Source organism: Paraburkholderia fungorum, from assembly GCF_900099835.1.
Classification (GTDB): domain Bacteria; phylum Pseudomonadota; class Gammaproteobacteria; order Burkholderiales; family Burkholderiaceae; genus Paraburkholderia; species Paraburkholderia fungorum_A.
Map to the genome: position 1 here is coordinate 596,273 of NZ_FNKP01000001.1, position 21,854 is coordinate 618,126.

Annotated in this window: 20 protein-coding genes; 11 read left to right on the top strand and 9 right to left on the bottom strand. The window is 63.6% G+C overall.

What is annotated here, in order from left to right; all coding sequences use genetic code 11:
• Positions 1 to 3: 3 nt before the first annotated feature.
• From metH to BLS41_RS02715, 6 genes are all read right to left on the bottom strand, one after another.
• Positions 4 to 2,721 (bottom strand): methionine synthase, encoded by a 2,718-nt coding sequence (gene metH / locus BLS41_RS02690; RefSeq protein ID WP_074762830.1) that lies wholly within the window; start codon positions 2,719 to 2,721, stop codon positions 4 to 6.
• A 156-nt stretch (positions 2,722 to 2,877) separates the two neighbouring features.
• Positions 2,878 to 3,948, bottom strand: a complete 1,071-nt coding sequence (locus BLS41_RS02695) for a homocysteine S-methyltransferase family protein (RefSeq protein WP_074762831.1) — start codon at positions 3,946 to 3,948, stop codon at positions 2,878 to 2,880.
• 283 nt (positions 3,949 to 4,231) lie between these two features.
• Positions 4,232 to 4,489, bottom strand: coding sequence for a BTH_I0359 family protein (locus BLS41_RS02700; protein ID WP_074762832.1), 258 nt, complete (start codon positions 4,487 to 4,489; stop codon positions 4,232 to 4,234).
• A 119-nt stretch (positions 4,490 to 4,608) separates the two neighbouring features.
• On the bottom strand, positions 4,609 to 5,397 hold the full coding sequence (locus BLS41_RS02705) for an alpha/beta fold hydrolase (protein ID WP_074762833.1): 789 nt from the start codon (positions 5,395 to 5,397) through the stop codon (positions 4,609 to 4,611).
• A gap of 190 nt (positions 5,398 to 5,587) precedes the next feature.
• Positions 5,588 to 6,922 (bottom strand): DUF3108 domain-containing protein, encoded by a 1,335-nt coding sequence (locus BLS41_RS02710; protein WP_074762834.1) that lies wholly within the window; start codon positions 6,920 to 6,922, stop codon positions 5,588 to 5,590.
• A 146-nt stretch (positions 6,923 to 7,068) separates the two neighbouring features.
• Positions 7,069 to 7,968: an IclR family transcriptional regulator gene (locus BLS41_RS02715; protein WP_074762835.1), complete on the bottom strand. Its 900-nt coding sequence runs from the start codon at positions 7,966 to 7,968 to the stop codon at positions 7,069 to 7,071.
• Between the two features lie 145 nt (positions 7,969 to 8,113).
• Here BLS41_RS02715 and BLS41_RS02720 point away from each other — a divergent pair, with 145 nt between their 5' ends.
• From BLS41_RS02720 to rfaE2, 6 genes are all read left to right on the top strand, one after another.
• Positions 8,114 to 9,097, top strand: coding sequence for a fumarylacetoacetate hydrolase family protein (locus BLS41_RS02720; RefSeq protein ID WP_074762836.1), 984 nt, complete (start codon positions 8,114 to 8,116; stop codon positions 9,095 to 9,097).
• A gap of 309 nt (positions 9,098 to 9,406) precedes the next feature.
• Complete coding sequence (locus tag BLS41_RS02725; protein ID WP_074762837.1) at positions 9,407 to 10,654, top strand: ABC transporter substrate-binding protein; 1,248 nt, start codon at positions 9,407 to 9,409, stop codon at positions 10,652 to 10,654.
• Between the two features lie 65 nt (positions 10,655 to 10,719).
• Positions 10,720 to 11,631 (top strand): enoyl-CoA hydratase/isomerase family protein, encoded by a 912-nt coding sequence (locus BLS41_RS02730; protein WP_074762838.1) that lies wholly within the window; start codon positions 10,720 to 10,722, stop codon positions 11,629 to 11,631.
• Positions 11,632 to 11,773: 142 nt separating this feature from the next.
• Positions 11,774 to 12,535, top strand: coding sequence for a PhaM family polyhydroxyalkanoate granule multifunctional regulatory protein (locus BLS41_RS02735; protein WP_074762839.1), 762 nt, complete (start codon positions 11,774 to 11,776; stop codon positions 12,533 to 12,535).
• Between the two features lie 555 nt (positions 12,536 to 13,090).
• Positions 13,091 to 13,963 (top strand): ferritin family protein, encoded by an 873-nt coding sequence (locus tag BLS41_RS02740; RefSeq protein WP_074762840.1) that lies wholly within the window; start codon positions 13,091 to 13,093, stop codon positions 13,961 to 13,963.
• Between the two features lie 171 nt (positions 13,964 to 14,134).
• Positions 14,135 to 14,617: a D-glycero-beta-D-manno-heptose 1-phosphate adenylyltransferase gene (rfaE2, locus tag BLS41_RS02745; RefSeq protein WP_074762841.1), complete on the top strand. Its 483-nt coding sequence runs from the start codon at positions 14,135 to 14,137 to the stop codon at positions 14,615 to 14,617.
• A gap of 64 nt (positions 14,618 to 14,681) precedes the next feature.
• Here the strand turns inward: rfaE2 and BLS41_RS02750 are convergent, their stop codons facing one another.
• From BLS41_RS02750 to BLS41_RS02760, 3 genes are all read right to left on the bottom strand, one after another.
• Entirely contained in the window at positions 14,682 to 14,921 is a 240-nt protein-coding gene (locus tag BLS41_RS02750; protein WP_074762842.1) for a hypothetical protein, read from the bottom strand.
• Positions 14,922 to 14,984: 63 nt separating this feature from the next.
• A complete protein-coding gene (locus tag BLS41_RS02755; RefSeq protein WP_074762843.1) occupies positions 14,985 to 15,809 on the bottom strand; it encodes a type III pantothenate kinase in 825 nt (274 codons plus the stop codon).
• Positions 15,806 to 16,732: a biotin--[acetyl-CoA-carboxylase] ligase gene (locus BLS41_RS02760; protein WP_074762844.1), complete on the bottom strand. Its 927-nt coding sequence runs from the start codon at positions 16,730 to 16,732 to the stop codon at positions 15,806 to 15,808. The genes BLS41_RS02755 and BLS41_RS02760 overlap by 4 nt, the downstream gene beginning before the upstream one ends.
• A 106-nt stretch (positions 16,733 to 16,838) precedes the next feature.
• On the opposite strand from BLS41_RS02760, the gene BLS41_RS02765 reads away from it, so the two are divergent.
• From BLS41_RS02765 to BLS41_RS02785, 5 genes are all read left to right on the top strand, one after another.
• Positions 16,839 to 17,972 carry an MlaE family ABC transporter permease gene (locus BLS41_RS02765; protein ID WP_074762845.1) on the top strand — a complete coding sequence of 378 codons (1,134 nt, stop codon included), beginning with the start codon at positions 16,839 to 16,841 and terminating at the stop codon, positions 17,970 to 17,972.
• The gene (locus tag BLS41_RS02770; protein ID WP_074762846.1) at positions 17,969 to 18,847 is read left to right on the top strand and encodes an ABC transporter ATP-binding protein; all 879 of its coding nucleotides are present in this window, start codon (positions 17,969 to 17,971) and stop codon (positions 18,845 to 18,847) included. Before BLS41_RS02765 ends, BLS41_RS02770 begins: the two co-directional genes overlap by 4 nt.
• A 16-nt stretch (positions 18,848 to 18,863) precedes the next feature.
• Positions 18,864 to 19,826 carry an MlaD family protein gene (locus BLS41_RS02775; RefSeq protein WP_074762847.1) on the top strand — a complete coding sequence of 321 codons (963 nt, stop codon included), beginning with the start codon at positions 18,864 to 18,866 and terminating at the stop codon, positions 19,824 to 19,826.
• 76 nt (positions 19,827 to 19,902) lie between these two features.
• Complete coding sequence (locus BLS41_RS02780; protein WP_074762848.1) at positions 19,903 to 20,529, top strand: ABC-type transport auxiliary lipoprotein family protein; 627 nt, start codon at positions 19,903 to 19,905, stop codon at positions 20,527 to 20,529.
• Positions 20,530 to 20,560: 31 nt separating this feature from the next.
• Entirely contained in the window at positions 20,561 to 21,718 is a 1,158-nt protein-coding gene (locus BLS41_RS02785) for a VanZ family protein (RefSeq protein WP_074762849.1), read from the top strand.
• The last annotated feature ends 136 nt before the right edge of the window (positions 21,719 to 21,854 follow it).

Genomic DNA, 21,854 nt, shown 5'->3' on the forward strand with positions numbered 1-21,854 from the left:
GGCTTACAGCAAAGGCGCCAACGCCCGTTCGGCGTCCGCTTTCGACAGCGACATGCGCTGTGCAAAGTCTTCGACCTGATCCTGGCCGATCTTGCCGACCGAGAAATACGTGCTGTCCGGATGCGCCAGATAGAAGCCCGACACGCTGGCCGCCGGCAGCATCGCCAGCGATTCGGTCACGCTCATGCCGATTTCGGTGGCTTGCAGCACGTCGAACATGTCGCGCTTGACCAGATGGTCCGGGCACGCCGGATAGCCCGGTGCCGGGCGGATGCCGTGATATTTCTCGGCGATGAGGTCGTCGTTGGACAGGTTTTCAGCGTTCGCATAGCCCCACAGGTCGCGCCGCACGCGAGCGTGCATCGCTTCGGCGAAGGCTTCCGCGAAACGGTCGGCGAGCGCTTTCAGCATGATCGCGCTGTAGTCGTCGTGGTCCTTTTCGAACTGCTTTTCCTTCACGTCGACGCCCAGACCTGCCGTGACCGCGAACATGCCGATGTAGTCGGCTACGCCCGATTCTTTCGGCGCGATGAAGTCGGCGAGCGACCGGTTCGGCCGCATCACGCCGTCCACCACCGGCCGCACGCTTTGCTGACGCAGATTGCGCCATGTGAGTGCGACTTCGGTGCGCGATTCGTCTGTGTAGATTTCGATGTCGTCGTCGTTCACCGTGTTGGCGGGCAGCAGCGCGATCACGCCGTTGGCCTGCAGCCAGCGGCCCTGGATCAGACGCGCGAGCATCGATTTGCCGTCCGAAAACACGCGACGCGCCGATTCGCCGACGATCTCGTCGTTCAGGATGGCCGGATACGGGCCCGCCAGGTCCCACGTCTGGAAGAACGGACCCCAGTCGATATAGTTTGCGAGGTCGCTCAGGTCATAGTTCTTGAACACGCGCCGGCCGATGAACTTCGGCTTGACCGGCTGGTAGCCCGACCAGTCGACCTTGGCCTTGTTCGCGCGCGCTTCGGCGAGCGTGACCATCGGCTGCGCTTTCTTGTTCGCGTGCTGATCGCGGATGCGGTCGTAGTCGGCCTTGAGGTCGTCGACATATTTCGCCGCGCCTTCGTCGGACAGCAGGCTCGACGCCACCGACACCGAACGCGACGCGTCCGGCACGTACACCACCGGTCCTTCGTAATGCGGCGCGATCTTCACGGCGGTGTGCACGCGCGAGGTCGTTGCGCCGCCGATCAGCAGCGGAATCTTCTTGACGCGGAAATAGTCGTCGCGCTGCATTTCCGACGCGACGTAGGCCATCTCTTCGAGACTCGGCGTGATCAGGCCCGACAGCCCGATGATGTCCGCGCCTTCGACCTTCGCCTTCGCGAGAATGTCGTTGCACGAGACCATCACGCCCATGTTGACGACTTCGAAGTTATTGCACTGAAGCACCACCGAAACGATGTTCTTGCCGATATCGTGCACGTCGCCCTTGACGGTCGCGATGACGATCTTGCCCTTCGCGCGCACGTCCGCGCCGGCTTCGGCCATCAGCTTCTTTTCTTCTTCGATGAACGGAATCAGATGCGCGACGGCCTGCTTCATCACGCGCGCCGATTTCACCACCTGCGGCAGGAACATCTTGCCCTGGCCGAACAGATCGCCGACCACGTTCATGCCGTCCATCAGCGGACCTTCGATCACGTTGATCGGACGGCCACCTTCGGCCGCGATCCTCGCGCGCACTTCTTCAGTGTCTTCGACGATGAAGGTCGTGATGCCCGACACGAGCGCGTGCGCGAGACGCTTTTCGACCGGCTGGTTGCGCCACTCGAGATTCTCTTCTTTCTTCGCCGCGCCGGTTTTGAACTTGTCGGCGATTTCGAGCAGGCGGTCGGTCGCGTCGTCGCGACGGTTCAGCACCACGTCTTCGACGCGGTCGCGCAACTCCGGGTCGAGCTCGGCATACACGCCGAGCTGACCCGCGTTGACGATGCCCATGTCCATGCCCGCCTGGATTGCGTAGTACAGGAACACGGTGTGGATCGCCTCGCGCACCGGATCGTTGCCGCGAAACGAGAACGACACGTTCGACACGCCGCCGCTCACCTTCGCGTACGGCAGGTTCTGCTTGATCCAGCGGGTGGCTTCGATGAAGTCGACCGCGTAGTTGTTGTGCTCCTCGATACCCGTGGCGACCGCGAAGATGTTCGGGTCGAACACGATGTCTTCCGGCGGGAAGCCCACTTCGTTCACGAGGAAGTCATACGAGCGTTTGCAGATCTGCGTCTTGCGCTCGAAAGTGTCGGCCTGGCCTTGTTCGTCGAACGCCATGACCACGGCAGCCGCGCCGTAACGGCGAATCAGGTTCGCGTGATGACGGAACGCTTCTTCGCCTTCCTTCAGCGAGATCGAGTTGACGATCGCCTTGCCTTGCACGCACTTCAGACCCGCTTCGATCACTTCCCACTTCGACGAGTCGATCATGATCGGCACGCGCGCGATGTCCGGCTCCGACGCGATCAGATTCATGAAGCGCACCATCGCCGCTTTCGAATCGAGCATCGCCTCGTCCATGTTGACGTCGATCACCTGCGCGCCGTTTTCGACCTGCTGGCGTGCGACCGCGATCGCGTCGTCGAACTGGTCGTTCAGGATCATTCGCGCGAACGCTTTCGAGCCGGTCACGTTGGTGCGTTCACCGACGTTGATGAAGAGCGTCCCGGACGTGACGTTGAACGGCTCGAGGCCGGAAAGGCGCATGGTGTGATCGGTCATGGCGTATATGCGAATCGATGGCTTGCGTTTTAGGTGCGGCGGGGATGCATCTTTGTTTGCTGCTGGTGCGGCTGCTTCTGCTGCGGTTGTTGCTGTTGCTGTTGCCACGACACGGCTGGAGGCACGCGTGAGCGCGACCTCGTGCCGTGTCGTCGATCAGGCCGCGTCGCGATACTGGGTCGGCCACTGGCGCGGCTTGATGTCGGCCAGCGCCTTGGCGATTGCCTCGATATGCTCCGGCGTCGTACCGCAGCAACCGCCGGCGATATTGACCAGACCGGCTTGCGCGAACTCCTTCAGCAAGCCCGACGTATCGGCCGGCAATTCGTCGAAGCCCGTATCGCTCATCGGATTCGGCAAACCGGCGTTCGGATAGCACGACACGTAGGTGTCGCACAGCTTCGCCAGTTCGGCGACGTACGGGCGCATCAGCGCCGCGCCCAGCGCGCAGTTCAGGCCGAACGTGAGCGGTTTCGCATGACGCAGCGAGTTCCAGAACGCCTCGACGGTCTGACCCGACAGAATGCGGCCCGACGCGTCGGTGACGGTGCCCGAGATCATGATAGGCAGACGCTCGCCGGTGTCTTCGAACAATTCGTCCAGTGCGAACAGCGCGGCTTTTGCATTGAGCGTGTCGAAAATCGTTTCGACGAGGAACAGGTCGCAGCCGCCGTCGAGCAGCGCTTTGGCCTGCTCGTAGTAGGCGGCGCGCAGTTCGTCGAACGTGACGTTACGCGCGCCCGGATCGTTGACGTCCGGCGAGATGCTTGCGGTTTTCGGCGTCGGTCCGATCGCGCCCGCGACGAAGCGCGGCTTGGTCGGCGTCGAATACTTGTCGCAGGCGGCGCGCGCGAGCTTTGCCGATTCGATGTTCATCTCGACTGCAAGCGCTTCCATTCCGTAGTCGGCCTGGGCGACCGTAGTCGCGCCAAACGTATTCGTTTCGATGATGTCCGCGCCCGCTGCGAGATATTGCTCGTGAATCTCGGCAATGATCTGCGGCTGGGTGATCGACAGCAACTCGTTGTTGCCTTTGATGTCGCGCCCGTAGTCCTTGAACCGCTCGCCGCGATAACGCGCTTCGTCGAGCTTGTAGCGCTGGATCATCGTGCCCATCGCGCCGTCCAGGATCAGGATGCGCGACTTGAGCAGCGCGGGAAGCGCCGCGCCGCGCGTGTAGGCGGCTTCGGAGCGGACTGGCTTGGCGGTTTGAGCGGGCTGGGTCATGGCGGACAAGGGCTTGCGCCGGCTTTTTCAGGAAACCTGTCATTGTAGCCGTTGCCGGGACGATTCGCCCGGCGCGGGCGGGCCGTGCTGTAGGGACTCTCGACGCCGGCTTCGCCTGATCCGGCTTGAACGACGCGAAACGGCCGCAGAAAAGAAAACGGCCCGGCAGGCGGGAAGCCTGCTGAGCCGTTCGATTCCTGCTGACCGCCTTATAAAGGCCGCCGGTTATGCCGGACGGCGCGGTCGATAGGTGTCGCCAAAAACGTTAAGCCGAACCCTGAGATCAGTGAAGGATCACTGGTTGATGCATCAGGCTGTCGAACTGGCCGAGAAACTCGTCTACTTCATCCAGCGACGGTTCCTCTTCGATCAGCTTTTGCACATGCTCGCGAAAACGTGCCGCCATCGCACCGTCGATGTAGATTTCGCGCTGCATATTCTTGTCCACGATCTCATACCCACCCGACTTCATCGCCAGCAGACCTTCCTGCGGCGGAAACTCTACGACACAATAATTGGGGCTGTTGTAGATCATTTGCATGGCGACACTCCTTATTTCCGTTGGCTCCTGGCCGTTCCTGCACCATAAATGGAGCGTGTGGTGTGGAATTCAAGGGGTGGGTCCGGGGATGACGCTTGTGAAGCTTCCGAACCTACCGGTTAGACCGGCCTTTCAAGAAACGTTTCAAGCAGTGCAGCAAAACGGTGAGATTGCTCGATGGGGGCAAGATGGGCAGCATCGAGAAGTTCGAACTGTGCGCCTTCGATGGCGTCTGCTATTGCCTGCGTGGTAGCAGGTGGTGTGCCCGAGTCGTGGCGCCCCGCCACGGTCAGGGTTGGGCAACGAATGTTTCCCAGCTTACTGCGTACATCGAATTCGCGCAGGGCTTCGCACGCCATTGCGTATCCTTCTGGCAACGTCTGCACCAATACTTCACGAATTGGCTCGACAGCTTCGGGATGCGCAGCCTGGAAACCGGGCGTCAGCCAGCGGCTCAACGTGTTCGGTGTAAGCGCTGCCATTCCGTCCGAACGTGCGGCATGCGCGCGTTGATCCCACGTGCTGCGGCCTTCGGGGGCGGTGCCTGGCGTGCTGTCGGCGATCGTCAACGTGTCGACTCGCTGGGGGTGGTCCAGGGCGAATTGCTGCGCGATCATGCCGCCCATCGACATGCCGACAAGATGCGTCGTGGGTGCGCCGAGTGCGTCGAGCAGCGCGGCGAGATCGTTTGACAGATCGCCGACACTGAACGGTTTGGCCGAAGCCGCCGTCTGGCCATGACCGCGCACGTCGTAACGCAGCACGGTGTAATCGTCGCGGAAATAGCCGGCGAGTTGATCCCATACGGATAAATCGCCGCCGAGTTGATGGATGAACGTCAGCCAGGGGCCGCCGCCCTCGTTGCTCAACACGTAGCGCGTTTCGATGCCGTCGATGTTCACTTGCATGCGGGCTCCTTGAAGGGATCGCAGTGGAAGATCCGTTTGCGCGCGCTGCATCTCGTGATCCGCCTTCATATCATCACAAGGCTGATTGATATACGCAGCATTCGCGCGAACGGTTGCAACAGACGTGCGAGTCGTGAGCGTCGCGGAAGTTTCGGCGATCTTCAGAGGCCTTATTCGGATTCTGCAGACGCTAAGGCTTGGGGTTGCCGGAGTCGGTTGGAGCGGGGGCGGCCGCAGGGGCCGCATCGACCGTAGCTGCCTGGGGAGTGGCAGGTGACATGCCGGCAGAATCCGCCGGCATGGCGGATGCGGCGTCCTTGCCGGTTTCATTTGCCCCTTCTTTGCCGTTGTCATTGGCACCGGCACCAGCACCAGCACCAGCACGGCCATCCGACGAACCCGTCTCGTCGATGTTCAATTTGCCGCGCCATACCAGTTCGAACTGCGTGCCATTCGGTTCCGTTTGAACGATGCGCGCGGGCAGCCAGCCGAGCGACGGTGCAAGCCACACGTCGATGCGTCGCAGGTCGCCGTCATGCCGGGGCAGGCGTTTGAAATGACGCGTTTCCAGATAGCCCTGGTCGGTGCGGATGGTTTCGTCGCCAATCGTCTCGACCGGCCAGTTTTCGCCGCTATTGTTGTCGACCACGAAGAACTGTCGCGTCACGCCCGGCTTATACGCGGACGGATCGCCGCGCACCAGGCTCGCGAGCTGCATCACCATGCTGAAGCGGTCTTGCGCGCCGTCGGTCAGCGGCAGCGTGTCCGGGGTCCGCGTAAAGCCGATTTTCTTGTCCGTGCGATTGAAGATCGCGATGTCTTCCGCGCGACGACCGCGTTTCTCGCTGTACTGGTCCGGCGCGAGGCCGAAGGCATCAATACGGCCGCGGCTCGAGTAGACGAATGGACCGACGAAAGGCAGCGGCACGGACACGATCATTTCGTAGCCTTTCGCGTTGCTGGTCCAGTGGATCGTACCGGGCGCATTGCGCACGCCGTTATAAAACGTGTCGTACTGCATTTCAGCCGATGGCGGAACGGAAAACTTCACGCCGGACGACGCCTGGGGCGCGCTAGCCGCAACGGGTGCGCTTGCGGCTCCCGTACTGGCGTTGGCGCCCGGGTTAGCGGTGTTGGCCGTTCCCGCAGCACTGGCTGCGTCCGATGCTGCCGTTGCCGGCTGCGCCTGCTTTTCCTCGTGTGCAGGCTGAAGCGCGGTCAGTACATGCTCGCGCGGCGGACTTGCAGCCGCTTTGCGCGCAGGAGCCGGCGCCGGTTGCACAGCAGCGGCGGGTTTGCTCTCGACACGCTCGGGTGTCAGCAGTTTGACCTGCACCGGCACGTGCTCGTTATCCGGCGGATTCAGCGACGCCCGATTGTGCTCGAACCATTGTGCGGCGATCCAGTGCACGACGACCACGGTCGCCAGCACAGCGGCCCAACGCCACGCGCGCGAACCGCGCCCTGACTCGCCGGGCGGCGGGCTATCGGAGCGGGAGCGGCGGGGGGCGGAGGCTGCGGCCATCGGCGAGTGAATGTGTATTGGAGAACGTGGTCTGGACGGGAGCGAATACGAGAAGCACGACAAGCGATCAAACGAACCGGTTCGACCGTCACGCCGCAAACGATGTTCCTCGAACTCCGGCGATCCCCGGCCTCAAAAGCCTTACATCACCTGTCTTCGCAGCGGGGCGTCGCACTATACCCCAGCTCGTACGACAGCTTTTGCGCGCATTCCCGCAAAGCCAGATCGATCTCACCGCCCCAGCGAATATCGAATGCGCCTTCGTGTCCCAGCGCGACGAGACCCATCGCAAGCTCGCCCGTCGAATCGAACACGGGCATGCAGAACGCGTGAATGGTCGGCAGCAACATACCTTCGACGCGCGCCGCTTCGTGCTCGCGCACCTGGGCGAGCACTTTGCCGACCTCATCATGCGTGCGTGGTCCGTTCATATGCGCCGACCGGCGTGAATCCGTCAGTTCCCGTTCGAGCATCGCGGCCGTCTTGCTTGCGGGCAAATACGCGGCGAACAGCAGGCCGGTCGCGGAACTGAGCAGCGGCATCACATCGCCGAGTTTCAGCGACGCCTTCGCGGGATGACTCGACTCCATCCAGTGGACCATGGTCGGCCCCTGATTGCCCCATACCGCGATACCCACGGTGAGATCGAGCCGGTCGCGCAATTCGGCAAGCGCGATGCGCGCGAGTTTCACGCCGTCGACGCGTGCGAGCCGCGCGAGTCCCAATTGCAGCGCAAAGCCGCCGAGTTCATAGCGGCCCGACAGCGGATCTTGCGACACGACGCCAAGCCGCAGAAAGCTCACCAGATAACGGTGCGCCTTCGCCGGACTCATCCCCGCGCGCTGCGCGAGATCGCGCAGCATCATCGCGCGAGGTTCGTGGGTCAGCACGTCGAGCAACCTGAACCCGACCTCGATCGACTGAATGCCCGAACGCAGCTTCTCTTCGCCGGAGTCGGCGCTGTCGTCGTCGGCTTCGGGGGCGTCGAGCGGTTCAGCGGAGTCGGTATCGGTACGGATCGCGCCGGAGCGGGCAGTTGGAGGCATGAGCGAGGCGCAGCAAGCGCGTTCAGAAGCAGTGAAAGAAGTGAATGACGACGCGCCCGCCGAAAACCCTCTCCCACTTGGGCCGCGCCGATTCACCATCGTAGAATAGATTCCCTCCATCGTCACTAACACGGTTCACTCCCCTATGAAACTTGCCACGCTGAAGGACGGCACGCGCGACGGCCAACTGATCGTCGTGTCCCGCGACCTGCATACCGCGGCCATCGCCGACGCGATCGCGCCCACCATGCAGCGCGTGCTCGACGACTGGGCCTTCTACGCGCCGCAATTGCACGACCTGTACGACGCGCTCAACCAGGGCCGCGCGCGCAACACCTTCGCGTTCGACGCGCGGGAGTGCATGGCGCCGCTGCCGCGCGCATTCCAGTGGGCCGACGGCTCGTCGTACGTGAATCATGTGGAACTCGTGCGACGTGCGCGCGGCGCGGAAATGCCGCCCGAGTTCTGGACCGATCCGCTGATGTACCAGGGCGGCAGCGACGACTTCATCGGACCGAAAGACGACGTGCTGTGCGCATCCGAAGCGTTCGGTATCGACTTCGAAGCGGAAGTCGCCGTGATCACCGGCGACGTGGCGATGGGCGCGACGCCCGACCAGGCGCTGAGAAGCGTGCGCCTGATCACGCTGTGCAACGACGTGTCGCTGCGCAACCTGATCCCCGCCGAACTCGCGAAGGGCTTCGGCTTTTTCCAGAGCAAGCCGGCCACGTCGTTTGCGCCGGTCGCGGTGACGCCCGATGAACTCGGCGAACACTGGCGCGAAGGCCGCGTGCATCGTCCGATGATCGTGCATTGGAACAACAAGAAAGTCGGCCAGCCGGATGCCGGCACCGACATGGTGTTTCACTTCGGCCAACTGATCTCGCACGCCGCGAAAACGCGCAACCTGCGCACGGGCGCGATCGTCGGCTCGGGCACGGTGTCGAACAAGGACGCGAAACGCGGCTACTGCTGTATCGCCGAGAAGCGCTGCCTCGAAACCATCGAGCACGGTGCGCCCCAAACCGAGTTCATGAAGTTCGGCGATACGGTGAAGATCGAAATGTTCGACGAAGCGGGCAAATCGATTTTCGGTTCGATCGATCAGAGCATCGCGCCGCTGGATTGAAGCATCAGGGACGTGCGGAGCGCGGCATGAGACTGCGCCCGTATGTGCCGAAGCCGGCAGAAGCGAAGGGTTTCGCCCGATGCCGTTGGCATTGCGCGCCGCTACACTGACTGGCGCAGCGCGATAGAGGGGTGATTGGAGGCCTGCGCTGAGCTTGCGCGTAAGACCCGGCCTCACGCAGTGAAGCCTGCAAATCACGCAGGGGCGGGGCAAGAGAAACATGGCTTGAACCACGGCCACACAACAAGCAATGCTCAAGCAGCGCATCGGCAGCAGATCAAAACGAAAAACCGACGTGAGGAGACAGGCATGCCGCGATTTGAACGATCCACCGAACCGGGAAAGCGGCGCGCTCGCGCGTCGCATGTGAAGCAAAGCGCATCGGACGCCCGGTTCGCAAAACGTGCCGCCGCGTTGGGCATTTCGCTCGCGGGCGCTCTGGCTGGCGCATTACCCGCTGTCGCACTTGCCCAGGTCAAGATCGGCCTCGTGCTCTCGTTGACCGGACCCGCTGCGTCGCTTGGCATTCCCGCTCGCGACACAGTCGCGCTGCTGCCCAAACAGATCGGCGGCCAGACGGTCGAATACATCGTGCTCGACGACGCGTCCGATACCACGCAAGCCGTGCAGGACACCAAGAAGCTGATCTCCGAAAATCACGTCGACGCGATCATCGGTTCGTCGATCACGCCGAATTCGCTCGCGATGATCGACGTGGTCGCAGAAGGTGGGACGCCGATGATCTCGCTGGCGTCGTCCGCGAAAATCATCGAGCCGGTGGATGCAAAACGTCACTGGGTATTCAAGACGCCGCAGACCGACGCGATGATGGCGTCCGCGATCGCCGAACACGCGAGCACGCACAACGTCAAAACCATCGCGTTCATCGGTCAGGCCGACGCGCTCGGCGAGACCTTCTACGCCGAGGTCGCCAAGTTTGCGAAACTGCATCACATCGACATGGTGGCGAGCGAGCGCTTCAATCGCACGGACCCGAGCGTCACCGGCCAGGTTCTGAAGATTCTCGCGACGCATCCCGACGCGGTGGTGGTCGGCGCGGCCGGCACACCCGCCGCGCTGCCGCCGAAGACGCTTCGCGAGCGTGGCTATAAGGGCTTGATCTATCACAATCATGGCGTCGGCAATAACGACTTCCTGCGCGTATGCGGCGCCGATTGCAACGGCACGTTCCTGCCCGCAAGTCCGGTGCTGGTCGCCGCGCAATTGCCCGCGGATCATCCAGCGAAACGGCTCGCGCTCGACTACATCGCGCGTTTCGAAGCGCAGCATGGAGCGGGTAGCGTGTCGGCGTTCGGTTCATATACGTGGGACGCGGGCGTGCTGCTCAATCATGCGGTGCCGATTGCGGCGAAAGCGGGCGCGCCCGGCACGCCAGAGTTTCGCCGCGCATTGCGCGACGCGCTCGAAACAACCCAGGGTCTCGCGGATACCAACGGCGTCGTCAACATGAGCGCCACCGATCACCTCGGCCTCGATCAACGGGCGCGCGTGATGGTCGAAATCAGCAACGGGAAGTGGGTTTATCAGCCGCGTTAAAAAAACGTTAGTGGACGGCTCTCGACCCCGGTTCAACAGTTTCAGCGACACACGGATTGCTCATCATGTCTCACGCACCCTCTTCTTCTGCGCCGCATGGCAACGACGCGTATTACGCGCGCTATCAATCGCTTCAGTTGCACCGGCATCCGCACGGCGTGCTCGAAGTCGTGATGAACGGCGAGGGCGCGAACAAAAGCGGCCTCGCCACCGCCAACGCGCGCATGCATTTCGAACTCGCCGAAATCTGGCGCGACATCGACCGCGATCCCGACACGCGCGTCGCGATCATTCGTGGCGAAGGTAAAGGTTTTTCGGCGGGTGGCGATCTGCAACTGGTCGAAGACATGGCGACCGATTTCGACGTGCGCGCCCGCGTGTGGCGTGAGGCGCGCGACCTGGTCTACAACGTGATCAACTGCAGCAAACCGATCGTCTCGGCGATGCACGGCCCTGCGGTCGGCGCGGGGCTTGTCGCCGGATTGCTTGCAGACATCTCGATTGCAACGAAGACAGCGCGAATCATCGACGGTCATACGCGGCTCGGCGTAGCCGCCGGCGATCATGCGGCGATCGTCTGGCCGCTTTTGTGCGGCATGGCAAAAGCGAAGTACTACCTGCTGCTGTGCGAACCGGTGAGCGGCGAAGAGGCGGAACGTATCGGCCTCGTGTCGCTCGCCGTCGACGAAAACGATTTGCTGCCCAAAGCATTCGAGGTCGCGCAGAAGCTGGCCAACGGCTCGCAAACGGCGATTCGCTGGACCAAATACGCACTGAACAACTGGCTGCGCTCGGCGGGCCCCGCGTTCGATACCTCACTCGCGCTGGAATTCATGGGCTTTGCGGGCCCGGACGTTCGCGAAGGCGTGAACTCGCTGCGCGAACGTCGCGCACCCGATTTCGGCGCCGCCGACCCCTGGCGCGACGCGCCGCAAACGCCGTCCGCAGGCGACTCGGCGAGTGGCGAGCGGTCCTGATTGCGCGTGTCGCACGGTATGATTGAAGTGGACCCAGATCGAAGCCAGGCCGGGTCTGGCTCGACATCGAGCAGAACCCGAACCTGAATCAGACGCGCGCGGGACGGCGCTCACCTTCCCCTTATGCAGCGAGGCGACAAGCATGACCGACACGACTAATTCCACGCCGCCGTTTCCCGGCTTTCCTGGTTTTCCGCCCGCTGAAATGCTCGAACGCATGTGGGGCATGATGCGGATGTCGCCGTTCGGCTCGGCCTTTCCCGGTGCGCAATCTGGCGGCAATCTCGGCCCCTCGCTGTCGATGATGTCGGACATGATGGCGCCGCTCACCAATGTCGAGGAACTCGACAAGCGCATCACCGACATGCGCGCGGTCGAGCAATGGCTCAAGCTGAATCTGAGCATGTTGCAGTCGGCGATCCAGGCGCTCGAAGTGCAACGCGCGACGCTCGCCACGTTGCGTGCGTTTGGCGCTTTCGCGCAGTCGTCGATGTCGCAACCGGCTGCGGCCAATGCGCCGAGTCCTGCTCCGGCCACGGGCTGGCCGCATCCGGCGGCGCCTGCTGCTGAAACTGCTGCGCAGAGCGCGTCCGCATCTGAATCGACCGAAAACGACGAGGACGAAACGCCCGCCACGCCGCCATTCGACGCGTCTGCGTGGTGGAATCTGCTGCAATCGCAGTTCAATCAGATCGCGCAGTTCGCGGTGGCGCAGCCCGCAGCGGCGGCTGCGGCGGCAACGGACTCGGCGGCGAACGCATCCGCAGCGGGCGGAGCGGCAGAGGAGCCGCCAGGCGAACCGGCGGCAAACGCGGAACCCGCAGCCAAACGGCCGACGGCAAAACGCGCGGCTTCATCGACCAAACGTAGCGCTAGCGCGTCAACCGCGAAAAAGTCTATTTAAGGGCAGGAATTAAAGGCGGTTCGGCAAGCCATGCAACGCGCGAAAAGTCCGTTGGGCCGACGTGACACAGAACGACAAAATCGCCGTCTGTCATGGTTTTGCCGTGAATTGTCCGCGACACTTGGCCCACTGCTCGCTTCATTGAGAAATGTCAATCGGGCGGCTCCTATAGGGCGGGTTCAGTAAAGGCCGCGTGCTATCATTGTGTAAGCTTTATTTGGCTTTTGGGCGTGCGCTGACAAGAACCAATCCAGCCGCCCTGTATCATTCGCCGCCGGTAACACCGGCGCAGGGCTGGACGGTGCGGTTTTCATCGCAGACTGGCTCGACCTCAGGCATAGGGTATCCCTCACCCACGGTTGGCCGCATCGCGCGTAACTTACGGTTAGGCGCGCTTGCGCAAACGCCCGGACTTCTTTGCTGCCTGGTGCATCTAGGCAGTGGATTACCGCGTAAAATCGAATGTTTGGCCGACGCAAGGTATGTTTCGTGCGTCGTCAGTCAAGTGCTAAACGTAGCAGACACACACAGTATGCGCAGAACAGGGGTGGGACTATGAACACCATGCTTTATCCGGAACTTTATAAATCGCTCGAATCCGTTCGATGGGACATGGAGAAAGACATTCCCTGGGACAAGTTCGATGCATCGCTATTGACCGACGAGCAGGCTGCGACGATCAAGATGAATGCGATCACCGAATGGTCGGCGTTGCCCGCCACGGAAATGTTTCTGCGTGACAACCATCACGACAGCGATTTCTCCGCGTTCATGAGCGTGTGGTTCTTCGAAGAACAGAAACATTCGCTGGTGCTGATGGAATATCTGCGCCGCTTCAAGCCGGAAATGTGCCCGACCGAAGAAGAGCTGCACGCTGTGCGCTTCGAGTTCGATCCGGCGCCGCCGCTCGAAACGCTGATGCTGCATTTCTGCGGCGAAATCCGTCTGAATCACTGGTATCGCCGTGCGGCAGAATGGCACACCGAGCCGGTCATCAAACAGATCTACGAAACCATTTCGCGCGACGAAGCGCGTCATGGCGGCGCGTATCTGCGCTACATGAAGAAGGCGATGTCGCAAACCGGCGACATCGCGCGCGCTGCATTCGCGAAGATCGGCGTGCTGATGGCGTCGGCGCGTCGCACTGAGAAGCCGTTGCATCCCACGAATCTGCACGTGAATCAGGCACTGTTCCCGCGCGACACGATCCAGTCGCGTCTGCCCGATCCGGAATGGCTCGAGCGCTGGCTCGACGAACAGATCCGTTTCGACGACGGCTGGGAAAAGAAGGTGGTCGAACGCATTCTGCACAACCTGTCCATTCTGTTCGAGCGCACGTTCAACACCGCGCAGGAACTGAACCGTTACCGCAAGGAAGTGGTCGCGCGTTTGCAGGCCGAACAGAAGTCGAGCGAACAGCCGGCTTGATGTGTTCGGGTTCGTAATCCGGGGCGCGGGTTGCTTAGCTTCCACGCTCCCGCTGCGAACAGAATCAAGGTTTTGAGAACGGTCCGACAGGCGCGAGCTTGCCGGACCGTTTTGCTTGATACCGTCCACGCTGTATCGTGACGGCCACTTCTACTTATTTCTCACTCCGTCATGGCCGCAATTTTCGAACGCAAGATTCTTTCGCGCGATGCATTGGCGACGCTGCGCCCCACGCTCGACGCCCCTGTCGTGTTCACCAACGGCGTGTTCGACATCCTGCATCGCGGGCACGTGACGTATCTCGCCGATGCGAAGGCGCTCGGCGCATGTCTGATTGTCGGCGTGAATAGCGATGCTTCGGTGCGCATGCTCGGCAAGGGCGACGACCGGCCGATCAACAACGAAGCCGACCGGATGGCGCTGCTGGCCGCGCTGGAAAGCGTCGACTACGTGGTGTGCTTCGGCGAGAAAACGCCGGTCGATCTGATCTCGGCGCTGCGCCCGGATGTGCTCGTCAAAGGCGGCGATTACGATATGGATGCGTTGCCCGAATCCGCGATTGTGCGTGGGTGGGGCGGCAAGGCGCTGGCGATTCCGTTCGAGCATGATCGCTCGACCACGGCGCTGTTGAAGAAAGTGCGGACGCAGGGCTGAAGGCCGCCGCTTACGTTGTGCAACGAGCCTGAACGCGGTCAGGCTCCGCGAGTGCCACGGGCTTTTACTGCGCCAACTCCGACGCCGCGATCGGCACCGCAGGCGCCGGTCCGCCGACAACCGGTTGATCGGCCGCTTCGGCAGCCGTGACCGGCTGCACTTTCAACCACTCCGAATTCACCTGCCGGTTCAGATGATTCGGCTCGCGTCCGCCCGCCGTGGGCGACGGGCCGAAAACGCCGCGCACCGCGACGAATGCCAGCACGTTGGCAAGAAACAGGATGGCGATCGGCCAGCGAAGCATTGTGGGTTTTCCCAGTCCAAAAAAGTTGAGCCGCCGCTATCTATCCCGATAGCGGGGCGCGATTCAGGCGTCGTGATCCTGCGCGTGCGCGGCGGCAATCAGCGCCAGGCCGGACAGCACCAGCGAATCGTGGCGAGTATGCGGCACTTTGAGCGCGCTCGCCACTTCATCCACGGCACCGCCGCTGACTACCAGACGCACCGAAACCTGCCATTCATCCTGCAGGTCGCGCCACATCCGCTCGATCAAACCGGCCTGCGCGAGCGTGCAACCCGCCGATAGCGAACGCGGCGTGTCGGTTGCGAAAAACGGCCCGCGGCGCGGCGACTCAGATGCGCCCGACGTGCCCGCAGTGCCGAGCAGACCGCGCGCCGCGCTGGCGTCGAGCGTCGGCAGTTGCGCAGTGTGCTCGCCGAGCGAGCGCATCATCAAGGTCCAGCCGGGCGCGATCAGGCCGCCGACGAAACAGCCGTCCGCGCGCAATGCTTCGAGCGTGGTCGCGGTGCCGAACGTCGCAATCAGCAGATGCTCGCCCGGAAACGCCGCGTGCGCGCCGATCATGCCGGCCCAGCGATCGCTGCCGAGCGCGTGCGGCGTGGTGTAACTGTTGGTCACGCCGCATTGCTGGGCGCGCGCGCGGATCGTCGTGAGCGGCAGTTGCGGCCAGCGCGCGTCGAGCAACGCAGCGATGCGCGCCGCGACCTGTTCGCCCGCGACATTCGAGAGCCACGCGCCACACGGCATCGGCAGATTCGACCAGGCGGGACGATCGTCGCCGCCATGCGTCAGCGCGCCGGACGCGAGTTGCGCGCCGTCCGCGTAGACCATCGCCCATTTGATCCGGCTATTGCCCGCATCGATCAGCAGATAAGGCGCGCCGCTCGTCATGCAGCACCGTCGGCCAGACGCAGCGAAACATCGCCGGTAGCGATCGTCTGACGGCCGGTGGCCGTGTCGAGCAGCAATTGACCGCGCTCGTCGACACCCGCCGCCACGCCGCGCGCGAGTTCTTCACCTTGTTCCAGCAGCACGACTTCGCGGCCCGCGTATGCATGCACCGCGTTCCAGCGAGCCTGGAACGGCGCGAAGCCTTCCGCGCCGAAGCGCTGCAGCGCGGGTTCGAGCGCGTTGAGTTCGGCGGCGAGCGTGTCGGTGAGGTTGGCGTTCGGCAGCGCGCGTTGCAACGCGGTCGGCACCGTGCCGCGCGCCTGCGGGGGCGCGGCGGCGTTCAGCGCGCCGACTTTGGCCGCGAGTTCGTCCGCGCCCTTCACATTGGTGCCGATGCCGATCACGACGGCGCTCGCGTCGTCGGTGCTCCACGCAGTTTCGATCAGGACGCCGGCCAGCTTGTCGCCTTCGAGCAGCACGTCGTTCGGCCATTTCAGCGCGATCTGACCGGGACCGGCGACCGGCAGCGAGCGCAAGCCGTCGACCAGCGCGACGCCCACGGCAAGGCTCAGGCCCGCCAGTCCTTCGAGCGGACGTGGCAGCACGCACGCGACCGAAAACAGCAGCGCATTGCCCGGCTCCGCATACCACGGACGACCGCGCCGTCCACGCCCGGCGGTTTGCAGATACGCGACCCGCACGATCGGCCGCGGCAGTGCATTCGCTTTACGCGGCAGCGCCTTGACGCGCGCCATCAGGTCGGCGTTGGTCGAGCCGGTTTCCTCGACGATTTCGATCGGCCAGTCGTGCGCGTGCGCGCCGAACAGCGCGACGGCGCGTCCACGGTCGATACGCCAGTCGGCGCCGTTGTCAGCGGAAGCAGCGGCTGCCGCGCCTGGGGAGGGAGTCTTGGAAGCATTCATGGCTCATATTGTAGCGACAGCCAACCCTATGGGGTTTAGAGCACGGCCCATCCGCCGCGCCTTCGTTACAATGGCCCCTAATCCGATAACCAGATTCTCGCGATCCTTGAACTACGACACTCCGCCCGGCCTTGAAGTCGCGGCAGGCAGCCAAGGCAAGATCGTCCGGCTCTCGGGCCAGTGGACGGCGCTCGCGCTCGCCCGCGACAAGGCCACCGGGCACGTGATTCCGCAGTTGCGCTCGCTGGCCGGCGCCCAGGGCATCGGTGCGTGGGACCTGTCGCGCATCACGCGGATGGACCACGTCGGCGGACAGGCACTGTGGCGCGTGTGGGGCCACAAGATGCCCCCGGACACCGAACTCACCGATACGCAGCGCGACATTTTCGAGCGCATCGCGTTGCTCGACACGGTGCGCGAAAAAGCCGAACCGGTCGTCAAGTTCGATCCGTTCACGCGTCTCGGTCTCGCGATCTTCTCGTTCTTCGAACACCTGTACGGCGGCGTGAGCATGCTCGGGCGCGTGGTGCTCGATCTGTTCGCGATCCTGCGCAATCCGAAAATCACGCCGTGGACCGAAATCTCGGCGAACGTGTACAACGCCGGCGCCCGCGCGTTGCCGATCACCGCGCTGGTCGCGTTTCTGATCGGCATCGTGCTCAGCTATCTGTCGGCGCAGCAATTGCGGCTCTTCGGTGCGAACCAGTTCATCGTCAACATTCTCGGGCTGGCGGTGATTCGCGAACTCGGGCCCGTGCTCTCGGCGATTCTGGTGGCGGGGCGTTCGGGCTCGGCGATCACCGCGCAAATCGGCGTGATGCGCGTGACCGAAGAACTCGATGCAATGCGCGTGATGGGCATCCCGCACGGCCTGCGGCTGATCCTGCCGCGCGTGCTTGCGCTGGGCGTGGCGATGCCGTTGCTGGTGATGTGGACCAACGTCATCGCGTTGACCGGCGGTGCGCTCGCAGCCAAGGTGGTGCTCGGCATCGACATGAGCTTTTTCGCGCGCGCGCTGCCGGGCGTGGTGCCGGTCGCGAATCTTTGGATCGGCCTGGGCAAGGGCGTCGCGTTCGGCATGCTGATCGCGATCGTCGGCTGTCACTTCGGTTTCCGTATCAAGGCCAATTCGCAGAGTCTCGGCGAAGGCACGACGACCTCGGTGGTGACCTCGATCACCATCGTGATTCTCGCGGACGCGGTGTTCGCAATCCTCTTCCAGAATGTGGGGCTAGGATGATCGCGCCACTCACTCAGGCCGTACGCGGCCAGCCGATGCCGTGCATCGCCGAGCCGGTGATCGAAGTCAACGACATCACCAAGCGCTACGGGCGCAACATCGTGCATCAGCATCTGAGTCTGGACGTGCGGCGCGGCGAGATCATGTCGATCGTCGGCGGTTCGGGTTCGGGCAAGACCACGCTGGTGCGGCAGATTCTCGGTCTCGAGAGTCCGTCGTCCGGCACCATCAAACTGTTCGGCGAAGACCTCTCGACCATCTCGCCGGAAACCGCGCTGCTGATGCGCAGCCGCTCCGGCATGCTGTTCCAGCGTGGCGCGCTGTTCTCGTCGCTGTCGGTGTTCGACAACATCGCGCAGCCGGTGCGCGAACTCGGCAAGGTGCCCGAAGACCTGCTGCGCGACATCGTGATGCTCAAGCTCGAAATGGTCGGACTGCCTTGCAAACACGCATCGAAGATGCCGTCGGCGCTGTCGGGCGGCATGGTCAAGCGGGTCGGCATTGCGCGCGCCATCGCGCTCGAACCCGAGTTGCTGTTCCTCGACGAACCGACGGCCGGCCTCGATCCGCAGGCGTCCGATGAATTCGTCGAACTGATCTCGGCGCTGCATCGCGCGCTGGGATTGACGGTGGTGATGGTCACGCACGACCTCGACACGATGATCGCGCTGTCCACCCGCGTCGCCGTGCTGGCCGACCGCAAGGTGCTGGTCGCCGCGCCGGTCGAAGAGGCGGCGGGTGTCGACCATCCGTTTATCCGCGAATATTTTCTCGGCCTGCGCGGGCGGCGCGCGTTGCAGGCGCTGCCGCCGGAGCGGCGCGCGAAGTTGCCGCGTGCCGCGCTAGAGACGGCATCGTCCGAATTGCCGCTGTGAACCTGGGAACCTGACAATGGAAAACAAAGCACACGCCTTCTGGGCCGGGCTCTTTACGGTCGTCCTGCTGGTGGCCATTGCGCTGGCGGCATTTTTGTTCAACGTCGACCGCTCCGTGCGGGTGCCGTACGATCTGATTGCGCGCACCAACGTTACGGGGCTGTTCGCCGACGCGGCGGTGCGCTATCGCGGCCTCGACGTGGGCAAGGTGCAGTCGATCAAATTCGATCCGGATCATCCGGGGCAGATTCTGGTCCGCATTCTCGTCGATACGCACGCGCCGATCACTCATTCCACGTTCGGCAGCCTTGGCTTCCAGGGCGTGACGGGCATCGCCTTTATTCAACTGGACGACAATGGGCGCGACCTGCGGCCGCTGCCTTCGTCGATCCACGATGTCGCGCAGTTGCCGATGCGTCCCGGCTTGCTCGACCAGTTGCAGCAACGCGGCGACATCCTGCTGCGCAAGCTCGAAAAAGTCACCGACGACGTGAACAATATGCTGTCGCCGGAAATGGTCGCGCAGTTGCACGGCACGGCGGCCAGTATCCAGAAGGCGGCCGACGGCATCACCACGCTGACCCAGCAGATTTCGCCGGCCACCGGCAAGCTGCCCGCGACGATCGATCAACTCGATCGCACGCTCGCGTCGACCAATCAGCTCATTACCAGCCTGAACCGGCCGGATGGTCCGTTCGAGATGAATCTGAATAAGGTCGGCACGGCCGCGCAACAGGCCGGCGACGCGTTGGCGCAGATGAACGTGTCGGTGCAGGACCTGTCGGCGCGAGTCGGTTACGACACGCTGCCGCGCGTCAATTCGCTCGCCGACGACGTGCGCACGGCGGTTCGCTCGGTCGACCGCGCGGCGGACACGTTGAGCACCAACCCGCGTAGCCTGCTGTTTGGCGCTCCGCGCCCGGCGCCGGGTCCGGGCGAAGCGGGCTTCACGTGGCCGGCCGCGCACACGGCTCACTGAATCACTGAATCACTGAATCACTGAATCACCGAATCACCGAATCACTGAATTTGAAGTTCGAACAAAGGAAGATCCCATGTCACGCTCGATTAACCGATTGTTGTCCACGAGCGCCGCGCTGGCGGTGATGCTCGCGTTCGGCGTGCTGGCCGCCGGTTGCGCGGGCACGCCGGCCGCGCTCGCGGACATTCGCTATGACTTCGGACCGCCGAATCCGGCGGCGTCGGCGGGCACGTTGCCGGCGGTGAAGGTGCTCGACGTGACCGCGCCCGAGACGCTCGAATCCGACCGGCTGGTGTATCGCCTCAGCTACGCCGACGCGCAGCAGACTGCGTCGTACGCGAACAGCCACTGGACCATGATGCCGTCGCAATTGCTGACCCAGCGTTTGCGTAACGCGCTCAGTTCGCGCGGCACGGTGCTGACGGGTTCCGATGGCGTAGCCGCGCCGGTGTTGCGGGTCGATCTGAGCGAGTTCGAGCAGGTGTTCGACAGCCAGGCGGAAAGTCACGCCGCGATCACCGCGCGAGTCACGCTGACACAAAGCGGCAAGGTGCTGGGCCAGCGCACGTTCATCGCGCGCGCCCCGGCGAGTTCCGCCGATGCCGCTGGCGGCGCGCAATCGCTAGCCGCCGCCAGCGATGACCTCGTGTCGCAAATCGGCGCGTGGCTTGGCGTGCAGGCGCTGGTCGCCGCCCAATGACGGGCTGGCAGCGCACGCAACGGAGCGCTGCATGAGCGAACGACCCTGGCTGCGCCGGCCCTCGGCGCTGGCCCGGCAGGCGCTGCTGCTGTACGCCGCGCTGATCGTGTACGGTTCGTGGTATCCGTTTTCCGGCTGGCGCTCGCTCGGTCTCGCGCCGTTTGCCTATCTGTCCGATCCCATGCCGCAGTATCTGACGGCGTTCGACGTCGTCACCAACGTGCTCGGCTATATGCCGTTCGGCGCGCTGGTCGTGCTCGCGGTTTATCCGCGCTGGCGGGGCACGCTGGCGGTTGCGCTGGCGTTCGTGCTCGGCGGCATGCTGTCGGGCGTGATGGAAGCCGTGCAGACCTATCTGCCCACTCGCGTTGCCTCCAATCTCGATCTGGCCGCGAACGCGCTCGGCGCGTTGCTCGGTGCGGCGATGATGTCGCCTGCAACCGGCGCGCTGCTCGATCGCGGTCTGTTGCGACGCCTGCGGCTGCTGTGGTTCGAGCGCGACCGGCCCGCGCTGGCGTGCCTCGTGGCCGCATGGCCGTTTGCGACGATGTATCCCGCGCCGCGTCTGTTCGGGCTCGGCAACTGGCCGCGCGCGTTGTGGCTGCGTTTCGATTCGACCACGCAAGATGCGCTGCTCGCGTGGACGCCGCCGGGCTGGCACGTCGGCGCGTGGCCGGCGCTGGTCGCCGCATGGTTGCCCGACGACACGTGGGAAGCCGTCATCACCACGCTCAATCTGTTCGCCGCGCTGATGCTGGCTTCGTTGCCGGTCAGGCGTCATGCGCCGCGCGTGCGTCTGCTGATCCTTTTTATTCTGACCACCTTGTGCGTGAAAGCGGGCGCGACGTTCCTGCAATCGCAATCAGGCCTCGCATTCGATTGGGCGACCCCGGGCGCGCTGATGGGGCTGCTGGGCGGAACCGTTCTTGCGCTTCTGGCCTTGCCCTTGCGGCGCAGAGCACGCGGGCTGCTGGCTGGCGTCGCGCTGACGGTCGCGCTGGTGTTCGTCAACCTGCTGCCGGTGAATCCGTATTTCGATGTCGTGCTCGCCGACTGGCGGCAGGGGCGTTATCTGCACTTCAACGGACTCGCGCACTGGCTCGCGTGGATCTGGCCTTATGCGGCGCTGGTGTGGATGGCGTACGTGGCCGAGCAGGCGTGGCTGAAGCGGCGCACAAAGCGGCCGTGAGTGCCGGTGAGTGCCGATCAGCGCTCACCGAAGCGCTCGCGAGCGGACTTTTCACCCACCTTCGCGCGGCCGACGCCGCTTGACCCCGCTCGCTATAATCGTTCGCACAACCGGCACGGCACCGTGCTTACAACGG